Genomic DNA, 15962 nt, shown 5'->3' on the forward strand with positions numbered 1-15962 from the left:
TATGCGCCTCATCCTGAACGTGATCTGGCTGGTGTTCGCCGGGTTCTGGATGGCCGTCGGGTACGCGGTCGCCGGCATCATCTGCTGCATCCTCATCATCACGATCCCGTGGGGGATCGCGTCGTTCCGCAACGCGAACTACGCGCTCTGGCCGTTCGGCAGAGAGGTCGTGGACAAGCCGGGCGCGGGTGCGGGGTCGCTGCTGGGCAACATCATCTGGATCGTCGTCGCCGGGTGGTGGCTCGCCATCGGCCACATCGTCACCGGCATCGCGCTGTGCGTCACGATCATCGGCATCCCGCTCGGCATCGCCAGCTTCAAGCTGGTGAAGGTCTCGCTGGTGCCGCTGGGCAAGGAGATCGTCGAGGTGCCGTGAGAGTCTCCCGCGGCCGTCCGGGGACGGTCGCGAGAGACCGCTGGCGCAGGCACTCGCCGTCAGGCGTCGTCGCCCATCAGCTCGTGCAGGCACAGGATGTTGCCCTCGGTGTCGGTGAACCACGCCGCGCGCTCGGTGCCCATGACCGCGATGTGGTTGATCGTCTTGAAGTCGGGCAGGTCGTAGTCCTCGAAGTGCACGCCCTTGTCCTCGAGCTCGCGGATCTCGTCCTCGAGGTTCGGCACCTCGAAGCTGAGGACCGTGTGTGCGGTCTGCGCACCCTTTTCCGCGGGCATCAGCCCCAGCGCGTCGCCCTGGCCGAGCGCGAAGATCCGCGTGCCGTCCGGGGCGGTGGTGACGGGCTTGAGGCCGAGCATGTCCGCGTAGAAGCGTCCGGCGCGGTCGGCGTCTTCGACGGGCAGCATCGTGGTGGTCTTGGTGGCGGTGAGCATGCGCGCCTCCTTCTGGCGGAATCCACCGATGTTGCGCGCGTCACACTCCGTCCACAAGGGTCTTTCCGCCCCGTCGCCCGCCGTAGTTCCCCGGACACGGCTGGAGTTCAGTCGGCGAGCCCGGCGCCGACGATCGCCTTGACGTGGTCGAGATCGGAGCCCCGCCCGGTCGGGTTCAGCGAGTAGACCACGCGGTGGCGCAGGTCCCTCGTGGCGAAGAAACCGTTGTCCCAGCCGGGACGCGAGCCGGTCTTGCCCCACGCGTACTCCCCGCTCGGCAGCCGGTAGCGCATCAGCCCGCCGACGCTGTAGCACGCCTCGGTGCCGAAGCAGTACCTCGTGTTGGTCGCCGCTCCGGGCACGTTCGGCACGTCGAACAGCAGCTTCTGCTCGGCGGGGAGCAGCAGGCGCCCCTGGAACAACGCGACGAGGAAGCGGTCCAGGTCGGCGGCCGTGGAGATCATGCCGCCCTCCGCCCACGGGTACGGGCTCTGCTCGGTCACCTCGTCCCCGTTGACGTACACCCGCGCGTGAGGCGAGCGGATCGTCGGGTCGTCGGCGGCGGGCAGGCTGGTGTGCCGCAGTCGCAGCGGCTGGATGATCCGCCGCTCCAGCTCGCAGGCGAAGGAGTGGCCGGTGACCTTCTCGACGACCAGGCCGAGAACGAGCGAGTTGAGCCCGTTGTACTGCTGCTCGGAACCGGGCACGGGTGGCACACCGGTGGCCGCGGCGAACGAGGCGGCCAGGGCGTCCCGAGGCGACACTGACTTGAGCCACCACCCGGCACCGTCCAGCGGGCTCGGGGTCGCGGCCGGCTTGGGCAGGCCGCTGGTGTGGTTCAGGAGGTGACGCACGGTCACGCCGTCGTACTGGCGGGGCACCAGGTCCGGGACGTAGCGCCGGGCCGGCGCGTCGAGGTCGACACGGTGTTCGCCGACGAGCTGGAGCACCACGGTGTTGGTGAACACCTTCGTGACGCTGCCGATCCGGAAGTGCGCGTCGGCGGTGACCGGACCGGCCGCGTCTCCTGCGCCGTCCCGTCTGACGAGGGCGCCCGCGACGACGTCGTCGGGCAACCCCTCCAGGAGGCTGGTGGCGGCCGTCGCGGGCAACGCCGTGCCGATCGCGAGGGCGGTGGCCAGTACTGCGGAGGTGACGCGTTTGCGCATGGTGGGCCGCTCCGGGGAAAGGATCTTGGTGATGGGGTCGACTCTGCTGTGCCGAGTCGGCGGCGCCCATCGGTGATCACCCCGGTCGTACCCTGATCCGCCCCTGTGGTCAGGCTCCGGTGTACGGCAAGGGCACGACCAGGCACGGCCCACCGCTGTAGAGGCCCGCGTCGATCGCCAGCACCTTGTCGTCGGCGTACACGAGCGGCCCGTCGATCTGGTCCGGCGGCACCCCGAGCTGGTCGGCGATGACGCTGTGCCCGTGCACGATCGTGCTGCCGCCGAGCGTCGCGAGCAACTCGTCCGCGATCTCGGGCCCCTGCGGACCCCGGAACGCGTACCGGGTCGTCATCTTGCGCCAGCACTCCCACCAGTCGACGAGGTCGTCGCCCTTGAGCACCTGGCGAACGGCCTCGTTGACCTCCTCGATCGAGGCCCCCCATTCGAGGTAGGCCACCGTGTCGGAGTGCATCAGCAGGTGGTCGTCGCGCAGCTTCAGCACCGGTCGGCTGGTGAGCCACTCGACGTGTTCCTCGGTCAGCCGGTCCTGGTCGCTGCGCAGCCCACCGTTGAGCAGCCAGCTGCGCGCGAACGACCGCGGGCCCAGGCTGTCCGGCACCTGGTCGTCGCCGAACCGGTGCATGCCGAGCAGCAGCACCTCGTGGTTGCCGATCAACGAGTTGACCGACCCACCCGCCTCGGCCGCCTCCTCGCACAGGCGCATGACCAGGTCGATCACGCCCACGCCGTCCGGGCCGCGGTCCACGAAGTCGCCGAGGAACCACAGCTCGGCCTCGCCGCCTGTCCAGTGCCCTTCCTCGTCGCACAGTTCGGCGACGTGCAGGGCCCTGGTCAGTTCGGCGAGGTGCCCGTGCACGTCGCCGACGACGTACGTCGAGCGTCGATCCGTGTCCACGTCCGCGACGATAGGTGATGGACGCTCGCGCGTCAGTGGTCAGTCCAGTCGCCGAACGGGTCCTGAGAGTGACCGACGAGCTCGGCGATCGACTTGAGCACGCGCGTCGGACGGTACGGGTACATCTCGGCGTGCTCCGAGGTGAAGATCCCGGAGAGCACGAGGATGGTCGACAGACCGGCTTCCAGGCCCGAGCGCACGTCCGTGTCCATCCGGTCGCCGATCATTAGCGCGTTCTCGGAGTGCGAGCCCAGCGCGCGCAGCGCCGACCTCATCATCAACGGGTTCGGCTTGCCGACGTAATAAGGCTCACGGCCGGTGGCGCGCTCGATCAACGCCGCCACGGCGCCGGTCGCGGGCAGGGAGCCCTCACGCGAGGGGCCCGTCGCGTCCGGGTTGGTCGCGATGAACTTCGCGCCCTCCTCGACCAGGCGAATGGCCTTGGTGATCGCGGTGAAGCTGTAGGTGCGGGTCTCGCCGAGCACCACGTAGTCCGGGTCGCGGTCGGTCAGCACGTAGCCGATCTCGTGCAGCGCGGTGGTGAGGCCGGCCTCGCCGATCACGAACGCCGAGCCGTTCGGGCGCTGCGAGTCCAGGAACCTGGCCGTGGCCAGCGCCGACGTCCAGATCGACTGCTCCGGGATGTCCAGGCCGGTGCGCTGCAGCCGCGCGCGGAGGTCCCGTGGCGTGTAGATGGAGTTGTTGGTGAGCACGAGGAACGGGGTCTCGGAAGCACGCAGCTCCGCGACGAACTCGTCCGCTCCGGGGATCAGGTGCTCCTCGTGCACGAGGACGCCGTCCATGTCCATCAAGTAGTGCCACATGGCCTAAGTATCGATCACGCGCTTGCGGAACGTCTCGATCTGGACCTGGAGATAACGCTCGATAACCTGGAGTTCGCCCTCGTCGAAGTGGCTGAGCACCTCGATCAGGCTCTGCCGGGCCACCTCGAAGAGCTGACCGAACTTCTCGACGTCGCCGACCGTGACCTCGACCAACACCTTGCGGCGGTCGTGCGGATCCCGGACACGACGGACGAAACCGGCACGTTCGAGGCGGTCGATCACGCCGGTGACGGCGCCGGTGGAGAGACCGGACAGCTCGGCGATCCGGCCGGCGGTGACCGGTCCATCGGCTCTCATGATGAGATCGATGCACTTCTCGTCGGTCGCGGACACGCCCATCTGCTCGGCGATCTTCGTGTGGAACATGATGGTCATCGCGCTGATCTCGCGCATGTACCAGGTGAACCTCTCCAGCGCTTCAGGTTCCATGTCGAACATCTTAGCCGCTAAGACAATTCCTTGTGACGGTGCTCCAAACGGGCGGAACGTGAGAAACCTCGTTTGTGGAGTCACCTACAAGGGGTTGTTCATTAAGCTGAACAAGGTGACAGCAGTGGACCTGGGACTACCCGTCGTGCGCGGCACGCCTGACGCGTCCGCACGACCGAACTCGCCGCTGCTCGTCGACCGGTTCGGCCGGGTGGCGAAGGACCTGCGGGTGTCGCTGACCGACCGGTGCAACCTGCGCTGCACGTACTGCATGCCGGCCGAGGGCCTCGACTGGCTGCGCAAGGACGAGCTGCTCACCGACGCCGAGCTGATCCGGCTCATGCGGATCGCGGTGGTCGACCTGGGCGTCACGGACATCCGGTTCACCGGCGGCGAGCCGTTGCTGCGCCGCGGCCTGGAACAGGTCATCGCCGCGACGGCCGAGCTGGAGCCGCGTCCGCGCATGTCGATGACGTCGAACGGCATCGGGCTGTCCCGCCGGGCGAAGTCGCTCAAGGACGCCGGCCTGAACCGGATCAACGTCTCGCTCGACACCCTCGACCCCGACCGGTTCGCGACGCTGACCAGGCGCGATCGCATCACGGACGTGCTGGACGGCCTGGACGCCGCTCGCGAGGCCGGGCTGGAGCCGGTGAAGGTCAACTCCGTGCTGATGCGCGGCGTGAACGACGACGAGGCCGTGCCGCTGCTGCGGTTCTGCGTCGAGAACGGCTACCAGCTGCGATTCATCGAACAGATGCCGCTGGACGCGCAGCACGGCTGGACGCGCACGAACATGGTCACGGCCGACGAGATCCTCGAGATGCTCTCGACCGCGTACACCCTCACGCCCGAGGAAACCCCTCGCGGCGGCGCGCCGGCCGAGCGCTGGCTGGTCGACGGCGGCCCCTCGGTCGTCGGTGTGATCGCGTCGGTGACCAGGCCGTTCTGCGCCGCCTGCGACCGCACCCGGCTCACCTCCGACGGCCAGATCCGCAACTGCCTGTTCAGCCAGGGCGAGACCGACCTGCGGGCACTGCTGCGCGACGGCAGCCCTGACGAGGCGATCGCCGACGCCTGGCGTGCCACCATGTGGGCCAAGGCGGCCGGTCACGGCATCAACGACGCGGGCTTCCACCAGCCCGACCGCCCCATGAGCGCCATCGGAGGATGAAGCTGTGACACCCCTGTCCGGGACCGCCGTCAAGGTCCGCTACTTCGCGGGTGCGCGCGCCGCGGCCGGGGTGGCCGACGAGGACCTGCTGCTCGACGCCTCCGAACCCACCGTGGCGCTCGTGGTGAGCACCATCGGCGAACGGCACGGCGCCCAGCTCGGCAAGGTCCTCGCCGCGTCCAGCTTCCTGTTGGACGGCGTCGCGGTGCGGGACACCTCGACGCGCGTGCCCGCCGGCTCTCAGCTGGACGTGCTGCCGCCGTTCGCGGGCGGCTGAGCGGCCAGAGCGGCCAGGAACGCCTCCGCGCGGGCCACCACCGCGCTCTGTTCCCGGGCCTTCGCCAGTTCCAGCGCCTCCCGGGCCACGGCCGCATCGCCGGTCACCTCGGCTAGCACCAGCACTGCCGGGGCCTCCAGCAACAGGTCACCGTTGTCTCGCACGTCCCGCACCAGCTCTTCGGCGATTCCCGGATCGTGCCTGGCGAGTTTCAGCTGCGCCCTGCGCCGCGCCACCGGGTAGCCGATCCGGTCCGCCAGCTCGACCGCCACCCGCAGGTCCTCCAGCACGACCAGCGCGTCGGCCTCGACCGAGAGCTCACCGAACTTCCGTGCCATTTCGAGGCTCCGCAGCGCCAACGTCCTGGCCTGCTCGGAGTCACCCGTTTCCTCGGCCACCACCGCCAGGTTGAAGAGCACGTTCGCCTCGCCTTCCGACGCCCCGCCCTCCTGGTAGCCGGCCCGCGCGGCCTCCAGGCAGCGCCGTGCCTCGTCGAACTCCCCGAGCTCGCGGTGAGCGATGCCGATGCCCTCGACGGCGGTGGCCAGGTTGATCGTGGAACCGGTCGCCTCCGCGATCTGCCTGGCCTCCTCGAAGTGCGCGATCGCCGTGCGGAGCTCGGCGCGGGCACCGTGGATCGTGCCCAGGTTGAACAACATGGCCGCGAGAACGCCGGGCTCGTCGGGGCCCAGGCGCCACAGTCGTACCGCTTCTCCCAGGTCTGCCAGCGCACCGGTGAGATCACCGGTGTCCCGCTTCACCACCCCCCTGTTGTTGAGCACCGAGGCCCTCGAACGATCCGACTTGGTCAGCTCGACCGCCTCGCCGAACGACGCCAGCGCCTCGTCGAACTCTCCCAGCATCCACCGGAGGTGGCCGAGTCCGTTGTGCATCGCCGCCTGACAGACGGCATCGCCCGCCGCGCGTGCGGACGCGAGCCCCGTCTCCAGCAACATCTTCAGCTCCGGGCGGTAGCCGCCGTAGTAGAGGTAGCCGCGCAACGAGTCGGCGAGATGGCTCGCGAACGGGTGCGGCGCGACCTGCACCGCCGCCACGAGCACCGCGCGTTTCGCATCGAGCCACGCTCGTGCGTCGTCGGCAGTGGCGAACGCGAGTCCCTCGACGTCCAGCGGTAGCGGGTCCAGCCGTTTGACCGCGGGGGTGGCGAGTTCGGCGGCGGTGCGCGCGGTGGCCAGGTAGAAGGACAACAGCCGGCGCAACGCGGCGGGTCCGTCGGCACCGACCTGCTCCGAGGCGAAGAGGCGGATCAGGTCGTGGAGCTGGAACCGCTCTCCTGCCTGCTGCACGAGCCCTGCGCGCACCAGCACACCCACCTGCCGCGCACTGTCCTCAGTGGACAGATGACCGAGCACGGCCGCGTCCGTCACGTCGAAGTCCGTGCCGGGGTACACACCGAGCAGCCGGAACAACCGGCGCGCGTCGTCCGGCAACGACTGGTAGGACAGCTCGAAAGCCGCCCGCACCGCCGCGTCACCCTCGATCTCCAGCGCGTCCAGCCGGTGGTCGCCGCGCAACTCGGTCAGGTAGTCGGACAGATGCCGGTCGGTGAGATGCGCGTCCGCGATGCGCAACGCCAGCGGCAGATGTGCGCACAACCTGATCAGTTCGGCGCGCTGTTCGGTTGTCCCCTCGATCTCCCACCGGTCGAGCAACGCGCGAGCGTCCTCATCGGCCAGCACCTCCAGCCTGGTCTGGCCGGGGAGATCGTTGCGGCTGGTCACGACGGCCATGCAGCCTTCGACGTCCGGCACGAGCGGGCTCAGCTCCGTGGCGTTGTCGAGCACCACCAGCACCCGGCGGCCGCGCAGCTTCGACCGGTAGAGCTCCACCTGCTCGTCGAGGTCGAGCGGAACCTTCGCGGGCGGCACCCCGAGCGAGCGCAGGAAACGGCCGAGCGCCTGGTCGACGGTGACCGCCGGGCCCGTCGCGAAACCCCGCAGGTTGACGTGCAGCTGACCGTCGGGGAACCGGTCGCGGATCCGGTGCGCGAGCCTGATCGCGAGCGCGGTCTTGCCGACACCGGGCGGACCGGTGATCGCGAGCACCGGAGCGTCCGAAGAGGACAGTGCCGCGAGCTCGTCCTCTCGTCCGACGAAGTCCGGCAGGTCCGCGGGCAGCTGCGCCGGGCCCGGTGCGCGCACGACGAGCCGGTAACCGGAGGCGTCGGTGACGATCTCGTCGTCGACGGACCGCCGCAGCCTCTTCACGAGACTTCTCAAGGCGGGCAACGGTTTCGCCGGTGGCTCGGCTCCCCAGACCGCCTGGACGAGATCTCCGAACAACACCGGCTCTCCGGCACGGGCGGCCAGGGCCCGGTGCAGCGCCGCCAACCTCGATTCGCCGTTCACGAGAAGTGATCGTAGAAGCGGCATTCCGTCTCGGCGGCCAGTTCCCGCCCCGCGCGGGCGGTCTCGTCGGCGGCGGCGTGGTCGCCGATCGACCGCTGCACGCGTGCCAGCACCACGAACGTCCGGACTCCGCGTACCCGCATCTCACCCTCACGAGCCCGTTCACGGGCGCGCAGTGCGACCTTCAGCGCCTCGCTGAGCTCGCCCGCCGCGTGGTGGTCGGCGGCAAGGCCTGCGAGGGCGTTGACCTCGCCGCGCAGATAGCCGTTCTTCAGGCTGATGGCCAACGCCTCGTTGTGCGCGCTCATGGCCTTGTCGATGTCGCCCAGAGCACGGTGGATCTCGCCGAGCGTGTCGTAGGCGTCGCACTCGTCCTTGGTGCTGTGGGCCTCCTGGGCGTGTTCCAGCGATTGAAGAGCGAGGTCGAGCGCCTCCTCGGTGCGGCCTCGGACGAACGCGAGGACGGCGTGCGAGTCCAGCCCGGGGATGCGGCGGACCAGGCCGGGCGGGGCGTGGGCGCGCAGTTCGTCGGCCCTGGCCAGGTACTCCTCGGCCAGGTCGTAGTCGCCGCGCAGCTGATGGACCTCGACGACCGCGTTCAGCGCGAGAATGCGTCCTACCAACAGGTCCTGCTCCTCCGCGATCTTCAGGGCCCTCATGACGTGGGCGGCCGACGCCGAGAGCGGGCCCAGGTCGAGGTGGACGCCGCCGAGGTTGAAGAGGATCGCCGGGTTGTCCGGTGACATCTCCAGTGCCTCGCCGAGCAGCTGTGCGGAGGCGCGGAGGCGCCCGAGTTCCCAGTTCACGATGCCGCTGTTGATCAGCAGCGAGGTCATCACCCGCTCGTCGCGGTGAACGCGCAGGATGTCCAGCGCCTTGCCGTACTCCTCGCCGGCGTCGGCGAGGTTGCCGGTGCTCCAGTGGGCGAGGCCGAGGCTGCCGTGCATGACGGCCTGAGGGATCGGCTGCCGCGCCTGCTGGGCGGCCCTGAGGCCGGCTCTGGCGGCGGCGAACCAGTCGACGTGATGCGCCTGGAAGTGGAAGTGGCCGCGCAGCATGTCGGTGAGCAACCACGCGACGGGGTCCGGTCCCGCCTGCTGGATGGCGGCGACGATGTTGGCCCGTTCGGCGTCGAGCCACGCGACGGCGGCCGACTCCGACTCGAGGTCGTGCCGTGGGAGGTCGTCGGGGAGCTCCGGCAGGTCGAGACGGAAGAACTCCCGGTTGAGCGTGCGGGCCGCTGCTTCGGCGTTGACCAGGTAGTAGGAGAAGAGCCGGGTGCGGGCGGTGGCTTCGGCACCGAGGTGCTTCGCGTAGATGCGGAGCAGATCGTGGAGGCTGTGGCGGTTGTGCGAGCGCTGCACGAGGTTCGCCTCGACGAGCTGCCCGAGAGGTTCGGTGGCGTCCTCGCCGAGCAGTGCGGTGGCACCCTCGACGCTGAAGTCCTGTCCGGACACGAGTGCCAACAGGCGGAACAGTCGTTGCGCGACAACGGGTTGCGCACGATAGGAGAGGTCGAACGTGGCGTTCACCGCCGCATCGCCCTCGATCTGCAACGCGCCGAGACGGTCGTCGCCCCTCAGCTCGCTCACGTAGTCGGGGAGGTAGCGGTCGGCGAGGTTCGCGCCGGCGATGCGCAGCGCGAGCGGGAGGTTGGCGCACAACCGGATCAGCTCAGCCCGGTCGCGATGCCCGCCGGCGATCCGCATGTTGTCGAGCAACGCGTGGGCCTCGTGCTCGTCGAACACGCCGAGCCTGATCTGCTCGTGCTCCGGCAGGTCCGTGCGGCTCGTGACGATCACACGGCACGTCGGACTGTCCGGCAGCAACGGCCGGAGCTGGTCGCGCGTGGCGTTGTCGATCACGAGCAGCACGCGGCGGTTCCTGGTCAGCTCGCGGAAGCGGATGGTCTGCGCATCGAGGTCGACCGGGACGTGCTCGGCACCTAGCGCGCGCAGGAACCGCGCGAGCGCCTGTTCCGGCGGCACCTGGTCGCCCGGCGAGAACGCGCGGAGGTTGACGTGCAGCTGGCCGTCCGGGAACTCGGCGCGCAGGAGGTGCGCGAGGTGCACCGCGAACGACGTCTTGCCGACGCCGGGCGGGCCGGTGACCGCGAGGACCCCGGCGTCGCTGCCGTGAGCCCTGCGGAGCTCCTCGCCACGGCCGACGAAGTCCGGGAGGTCCGCCGGCAACTGGCTCGGGCCGGGCGGGCGCACGACGAGCCGGTAGCCGAGCGGTTCGGTGACGACCTCGTGGGCGCGGCGCAGACGGCGCACCAGATTGCGCAGCGCGGCCCTCGGGTTGGCGGGCGGCGCTTCCGGCCAGACGGTCGAGATGAGGTCGTCGAACGGGACGGGTTCGCCGGGACGCACGGCGAGTGCGTTGTGGAGCGCGCGCAGTCTGCTTGCCTCCGCCATGAGTTGATCGTAGGGAGAATCCCGGGATGCTGGTGGCGTGACCGACACACCTGCGCCTCCGGATCCGATTTCGTACGTCCCGCCGAACTACCTCACCTCCGACGACGGCAGGAAGTGGGCGGTGAAGCACTGGTTGAACGTGCCCGGCCCCTTCTACACAGGTGAGACCGACACCGGTTGGATGGGTCGGAAGTCCGCACCACGACACGTCCTCTACGGCGGCGAGTACCTCAACGAGTTCGTTTACCGCCAGCCGAAGACCAAGGCGGAGGTCGCGTGCCTGCTGGAGGCCGCCGGGGACGACCCTCTGGACGGCTACGCCGGCGACGGCGACTCGCGGTGGACACCGGACGCCGTCCGCGCCTGGTGGGACGCGCGGAACGAGGTCGAGGAACACGTCGCCGGGCTGGTCGTCCAGTTCTCCGCTCTTCCCGATCCCGAGGACCAGGAGGCCGCCGAAGGCGCCCGCGACTTCCTCGCCTACCTGGCCGGTGAGCTGAGGAGCGACCTCCAGGCCTACCTCTTCCGCTTGGAACGAGGCCGCTACCCGGTCGCCGGTGACCAGCTCCCGGACCTCTGAGCGAGCCGCCGTTCCCACGAGCGCCGCCCGGTGACGCGCGCCAGCTCCAGCGCACGCGACCGGCATTCGTCCGCCTGCTCCGCCGCACCCATCGCCCGGTGCACCTCGGCGAGCTCGGCCAGCGCGGGCACCTCGCGAACCCGCAGCTGGCCACGTTCAGCGGCGGCGACGGCTTTGGTGGCGTGCTCGAACGCCTCCGACAGGTGCCCGCTCACCCGCAGGCAGGCGGCGAGTCCGATGAGAGCGTCGACCTCGCCGCGCAGGAAGCCGACCTTGTGGCACAGCCCGAGAGCCTCCTGGTGGTGCGGGGAGGCATCGCCCGCACGTCCCTGGCCGGACAGCGCGAAGCCGAGGCTGTTGTGCCCGTCCGCTTCCGACTTGGGGTCGCCGCAGTCGATCGCCAGCTCGATCGAGCGGCGGGCGTGGGCCTCCGCGGCGGCGAAGTCACCGCGTTCCAGGTCGAGCAACGCGAGGGTGTCGGAGTTCCGGGCGGCGAACGCCGGGCCGGCCGGTGTCAGGTCGAGCCGGTCGATCTCGTCGAACTGGGCCGCCGCGCTCTCGACGTCGCCGATCAGCACGTAGGCGTCGGTGAGGTGCCCGGCGGCGAACACCCTGCCCACCGGGATGTTCTGCGCGACGGACAGCCGGCCGACCTCCTCGGCGTAGGAGACGGCCAGGTCGAGTGGACCGAGGTCCATGTGGATGCCGCTGAGGTTGAACACCGCCGGTGCGCTGTCGGGCTCGATGGCCAGCGACTCGCGCAGGGCGTCGGCGGCTTCGGTGAGCCGGCCGTGCTCCCAGTTCACGATGCCGAGGTTGGTCAGCACGGAGCTCAGCGTCTGCTCGTCCCCGAGGTCGCGGGCGATCGCCACGGCCGGTTCGAACTCCCCCAGCGCCTCGGCGAACTGGCCGCCGCGCCAATGAGCGAGGCCGAGTGCGTTGCGCATGGTCACTTCGGCGTTCAGGTCACCGCGGTTGCGCGCGGCCCGGAGGCCGGCCCTGGCGGTGGTGACCCATTCGACGAGATGGCTGTGGAAGTAGAAGTAGGCCCGCATGGCATCGGTGAGCAGCCACGTCAGCGGCCGGTCGGCGGCCGCGAGGATCGCCGCCACGATGCTCGCCCGTTCCGCGTCGAGCCAGGAAAGCGCGTCGGGTGTGTCGGACAGGTCGTGTTCCGGCACGGATTCGTGCGGTGGCAACGGCAACCGGCTGAACTCCGGGTGCAGCGCCTTGCCCGCCGCGTAGGCGTTGACGAGGTAGTAGTCGTGCAGCCGGTCCAGCGACGGCTCGCCCAGCCGCATCGCGTAGATGCGCAGCAGGTCGTGCAGGAAGTAGCGATCTCCGTTGCGCTGCACCAGGTTCGCGTCGACGAGTTGGCCGAGGGGCGCGGTGGCGTCCGCGCCGAGCAACGCGGTGGCGCCGGCGACCCCGAAGTCCGGGCCCGGCACGTGGCCGAGCAACCGGAACAACCGTTGTGCCACAGCGGACTGCGCGCGGTACGACAGGTCGAAGGTCGCCCGCACCGCGGCGTCGCCCTCGATCTCCAGCGCGCCGAGTCGGTCGTCGCCGCGCAGTTCGGTGAGGTAGTCGGGCAGGTGGCTCTCGACGACGTTCGCCGCGGCGATGCGCAACGCCAGCGGCAGGTGCCCGCACAAGCGCGCGAGCTCGGCGCGTTCGCCGTGGCTGCCGCCGATCCTCAGATGGGACAACAGGTCCTGGGCCTCGCGGTGGTCGAACACGCCGATCTTGAGCTGCTCGAACTCGGGCAGGTCCGTGCGACTGGTGACGATCACCCGGCACCGGTCGCCGGCCGGCAGCAGCGGGCCGATCAGGTCACGGGTGGCGTTGTCGACCACGATCAGCACCGCGCGGTCGGCGGTCAGCTGGTGGTACAGCGCGGTCTGAGCGTCGAGGGAGACGGGGATGTCGTCGGCGCCGAGCGCGCGCAGGAACCGGGAGACGGCCTGCTCCGGGGTGACAGGGGTGCCCGGCGAGAACGCGCGCAGGTTCACGTGCAGCTGGCCGTCGGCGAAGCGCGGGCTCAGCCGGTGCGCGAGGTGGATCGCGAGCGAGGTCTTGCCGACGCCAGGCGGCCCGGTGATCGCGAGCACCGGTGCGCGTGACGCCAGCGCGGCGGTGATCTCGCCCGTTCGCCCGACGAAGTCCGGCAGGTCCGCGGGCAGCTGCCGCGGACCGGGTTTGCGCGGCACCAGCCGGTAACCGGACGGTTCGGTGACCACCTGTTCGGTGGCGCGGAGCCGCTGGACGAGGTTGCGCAACGCCGACTTCGGGTTCGCCGGCCGTTCGGCGCCCCAGATGGCGTCGATCAGCTCGTCGAACGACACGGGCTGGCCGGGTTTGGCCCCCAGCGCTCGCCGCAGCGCGTCGATTCTCATGCCTTCGATCTTGGCCATCCGATCGCGGTGATGGCCAGAACCGGCGTGTCTCCGATGGCGGAATCGCGTGAGCCACGCCTCACTTTGCGTGATAAATCTCGATGGATCTCAGAATGGAAACGGACCGATAACGACACCTTTGAGCTGCGCGTTTGTAGGCCCAGCACAACAATCCGCAGTGTTACTGTGATGCGCGTCACAGCTCGAAACATTTGGTGAGCCCGACTTCGGTTACGTACGGTCGCTCCTCGGCTGGCCCCGACCAGTCACGAGCACGACCGGAGGACCGAGCACCGAGCCCAGTCCGAGGGTTCTCCGGCACAAACCCCGAGCGAGAGAAACCGCCGGACTGGGACGCAGGGACGTACCGGGCCCCGAACCCGAGTTCCTGACCGCAGGTGCGGTGGACCGAGAGGCACATGGCTTTCAACCGTGGCAAGCAGGGCAAGCAGGGTTCCGCCGCTCGCACTATCGCCAAGGTCGCGGCGCTCGGCATTCTCGCCAGCGCCCCTCTGGGCCTCGCCGTTGGCACCGCCAACGCCGCGCCCGGCATGGACTGGGACGCACTCGCGCAGTGCGAAGCCAGTGGCAACTGGGCCGCCAACACCGGCAACGGGTACTACGGCGGCCTGCAGTTCACGCAGCAGACCTGGAACGCCTACGGCGGCCAGGGCAACCCGGCCAACGCCTCGCGCGAGCAGCAGATCGCTGTCGCCGAGCGCGTGCTCGCCGGCCAGGGCCGCAACGCCTGGCCCTCGTGCAGCGCCAGGCTGGGCAACTACACCGGCCAGGCCCCCAAGAAGGCCACCCCGGCCCCGCAACAGCGCAAGGCGCAGCCGCAGCAGCGCCAGGCCCCGGTGCAGCAGGCGCCGGTAGTCGCCCTCGCGGGTTCGAAGTCGAACCCGAACGGCAACTACGAGATCAAGCCGGGCGACACGCTGTCGAAGATCGCCGACGCCAACAAGGTCGCCGGCGGCTACCAGGCCATCGTGGAGAAGAACAAGGAATTCCTCACGAACCCGGACCTGATCTTCCCGGGCGACAAGATCCTGATCTGATCAGCGATCCAGTCCGATTCTGAACGTTGGCCCTGTTTTGCCGTGGGCTGATGCAGGAACCAGGGATCTCACCGCTACCCCCCGGCGGTGAGGTCCCTGGTTGCGTTTCCGAGGTCCAGCTCAGGGGCAGTTGACCCACTCGTCCTTGCCGTCCGAGAACACCTGCCGCTTCCACACCGGCAACCGGGCCTTAACCTCGTCCACAAGGTCCGAGCACAACGAGAACGCCTCCCCGCGGTGCTCAGCCGCCACCGCGCAAGCCAGCGCGACATCACCGATCTTCAGCGGCCCGACCCGGTGCGACACCGCGATCCCGTGCACCCCGGAGTACTTGGCGGCCAGCGACTCCACGACCTCGGCCACGACATCGGCAGCGGACGGGTGCGAGTGGTACTCCAGCTCCAGCACCGAACGTCCACCGTCGTGGTCGCGCACGACGCCGGAGAACGTCACCACCGCGCCGGCTCGGTCCGAACCCACCAGAGCGGCGTGCTCCTCGACCGACAGCGGTTCCTCGGTCACGACGGCCCGCAGCACCACGCTCATTTGTGGTCACCTCCACGCAGTTGGTCCAGCGCATGCTCTACGACGGACCCCAGCACGTCCAGCCCGTCGCGCACGCCGCCGGTCGAGCCCGGCAGGTTCACGATCAGGGTTCGGCCCGCCACTCCGGCCACGCCGCGCGACAGCACCGAGCCCGGCACGCGCGGCCAGCCCGACATCCGGATGACGTCGGCCAGGCCGGGCACCTCGTAGTCCAGCACCGCGCGCGTGGCTTCCGGGGTCCGGTCGGTCGGGTTGATGCCGGTGCCGCCCGTGGTCACCACGAGATCGGCACCCGAGGACACCGCCTCGGCCAACGCGAGTCGAACAGGTTCGCCGTCCGGCACGACGACCGGCTCGGAGACCGAGAAGCCGCGCTCGGCGAGCCACGTGACGATCAGAGGTCCGCTGCGATCGGAGTAGACCCCGGCGGCGGCACGGTTGGAGGCCGTGATCACCACTGCCTTCACGGGCGTTCCCACAGGCCGGACTTGCCGCCTTCCTTGCGTTCCACCCGCACCGCGTCCAGCGACGCGGCCGGGTCGACGGACTTCACCATGTCGTGCAGGGTCAGGCCGGCCACCGACACCGCGGTCAGGGCCTCCATCTCGACGCCCGTGCGGTCGGTGGTGCGGACCGTGGCCGTGATCAGCACCGAGTCCGGTGCCAGGGCCAGGTCCACCACCACCGACGACAACGAGATCGGGTGGCACAGCGGCACGAGCTCCCAGGTGCGCTTCGCGGCCATGATGCCGGCGATGCGGGCCGTGGCCATGGCGTCGCCCTTGGGCAGGCCATCGGCACCCAGCAGCTCAACCACCTCGGCGGTCGTGTGCAGGATCCCGGTGGCCACGGCCGTCCGCGTGGTCTGCTCCTTGCCGGAGACGTCGACCATCCGGGCCGCGCCGTGGGAGTCCAGGTGGGTGAACTGCTTGGTCATGCCGCGATCGTATGCCCGCTT

Annotated in this window: 14 protein-coding genes and 1 pseudogene; 5 read left to right on the forward strand and 10 right to left on the reverse strand. The window is 69.8% G+C overall.

The features are described from left to right. Window position 1: 1 nt before the first annotated feature. Window positions 2-376 (forward strand): YccF domain-containing protein, encoded by a 375-nt coding sequence (locus G7043_RS10395; RefSeq protein WP_166045358.1) that lies wholly within the window; start codon window positions 2-4, stop codon window positions 374-376. Between the two features lie 59 nt (window positions 377-435). On the opposite strand, the gene G7043_RS10400 is transcribed toward G7043_RS10395, so the two are convergent. The 5 genes from G7043_RS10400 to G7043_RS10420 form a co-directional block, all read right to left on the reverse strand. Next, window positions 436-828 (reverse strand): VOC family protein, encoded by a 393-nt coding sequence (locus G7043_RS10400; RefSeq protein WP_166045359.1) that lies wholly within the window; start codon window positions 826-828, stop codon window positions 436-438. A 107-nt stretch (window positions 829-935) separates the two neighbouring features. Further along, the gene (locus G7043_RS10405; protein ID WP_166045360.1) at window positions 936-1997 is read right to left on the reverse strand and encodes a serine hydrolase domain-containing protein; all 1062 of its coding nucleotides are present in this window, start codon (window positions 1995-1997) and stop codon (window positions 936-938) included. 109 nt (window positions 1998-2106) lie between these two features. Beyond that, window positions 2107-2913, reverse strand: a complete 807-nt coding sequence (locus G7043_RS10410) for a metallophosphoesterase (RefSeq protein ID WP_166045361.1) — start codon at window positions 2911-2913, stop codon at window positions 2107-2109. A 32-nt stretch (window positions 2914-2945) separates the two neighbouring features. Beyond that, entirely contained in the window at window positions 2946-3737 is a 792-nt protein-coding gene (locus G7043_RS10415; RefSeq protein ID WP_242642091.1) for an HAD-IIA family hydrolase, read from the reverse strand. A gap of 3 nt (window positions 3738-3740) precedes the next feature. After that, on the reverse strand, window positions 3741-4187 hold the full coding sequence (locus G7043_RS10420) for a MarR family winged helix-turn-helix transcriptional regulator (protein ID WP_242642092.1): 447 nt from the start codon (window positions 4185-4187) through the stop codon (window positions 3741-3743). A 115-nt stretch (window positions 4188-4302) separates the two neighbouring features. Between G7043_RS10420 and moaA the strand changes: the two genes are divergently transcribed. Together moaA and G7043_RS10430 are read left to right on the forward strand one after the other, a co-directional pair. After that, window positions 4303-5361, forward strand: a complete 1059-nt coding sequence (gene moaA, locus G7043_RS10425) for a GTP 3',8-cyclase MoaA (protein ID WP_313887788.1) — start codon at window positions 4303-4305, stop codon at window positions 5359-5361. Between the two features lie 4 nt (window positions 5362-5365). Then, window positions 5366-5638, forward strand: coding sequence for a MoaD/ThiS family protein (locus tag G7043_RS10430; protein ID WP_166045364.1), 273 nt, complete (start codon window positions 5366-5368; stop codon window positions 5636-5638). Here G7043_RS10430 and G7043_RS10435 read toward each other — a convergent pair. Both G7043_RS10435 and G7043_RS10440 read right to left on the reverse strand, forming a co-directional pair. Next, on the reverse strand, window positions 5602-8007 hold the full coding sequence (locus tag G7043_RS10435; RefSeq protein ID WP_166045365.1) for an ATP-binding protein: 2406 nt from the start codon (window positions 8005-8007) through the stop codon (window positions 5602-5604). The genes G7043_RS10430 and G7043_RS10435 overlap by 37 nt on opposite strands. After that, window positions 8004-10424 (reverse strand): tetratricopeptide repeat protein, encoded by a 2421-nt coding sequence (locus G7043_RS10440; protein ID WP_166045366.1) that lies wholly within the window; start codon window positions 10422-10424, stop codon window positions 8004-8006. The genes G7043_RS10435 and G7043_RS10440 overlap by 4 nt, the downstream gene beginning before the upstream one ends. 37 nt (window positions 10425-10461) lie before the next feature. Here G7043_RS10440 and G7043_RS10445 point away from each other — a divergent pair, with 37 nt between their 5' ends. Then, a complete protein-coding gene (locus G7043_RS10445) occupies window positions 10462-11004 on the forward strand; it encodes a hypothetical protein (protein WP_166045367.1) in 543 nt (180 codons plus the stop codon). On the opposite strand, the gene G7043_RS10450 is transcribed toward G7043_RS10445, so the two are convergent. Continuing rightward, window positions 10968-13400: an ATP-binding protein gene (locus G7043_RS10450; RefSeq protein ID WP_166045368.1), complete on the reverse strand. Its 2433-nt coding sequence runs from the start codon at window positions 13398-13400 to the stop codon at window positions 10968-10970. The two genes, G7043_RS10445 and G7043_RS10450, sit on opposite strands and share 37 nt — an antisense overlap. A 419-nt stretch (window positions 13401-13819) precedes the next feature. Between G7043_RS10450 and G7043_RS10455 the strand changes: the two genes are divergently transcribed. After that, a complete protein-coding gene (locus G7043_RS10455; RefSeq protein WP_166045369.1) occupies window positions 13820-14458 on the forward strand; it encodes a transglycosylase family protein in 639 nt (212 codons plus the stop codon). Window positions 14459-14578: 120 nt separating this feature from the next. On the opposite strand, the pseudogene G7043_RS49305 reads toward G7043_RS10455, so the two are convergent. After that, window positions 14579-15471: pseudogene (locus G7043_RS49305) on the reverse strand (molybdenum cofactor biosynthesis protein MoaE). Continuing rightward, entirely contained in the window at window positions 15468-15941 is a 474-nt protein-coding gene (gene moaC, locus G7043_RS10470; protein ID WP_166045372.1) for a cyclic pyranopterin monophosphate synthase MoaC, read from the reverse strand. Before moaC ends, G7043_RS49305 begins: the two are co-directional and overlap by 4 nt. Window positions 15942-15962 lie beyond the last annotated feature (21 nt).

Source organism: Lentzea alba, from assembly GCF_011067745.1.
Taxonomy (GTDB): Bacteria; Actinomycetota; Actinomycetes; order Mycobacteriales; family Pseudonocardiaceae; genus Lentzea; species Lentzea alba.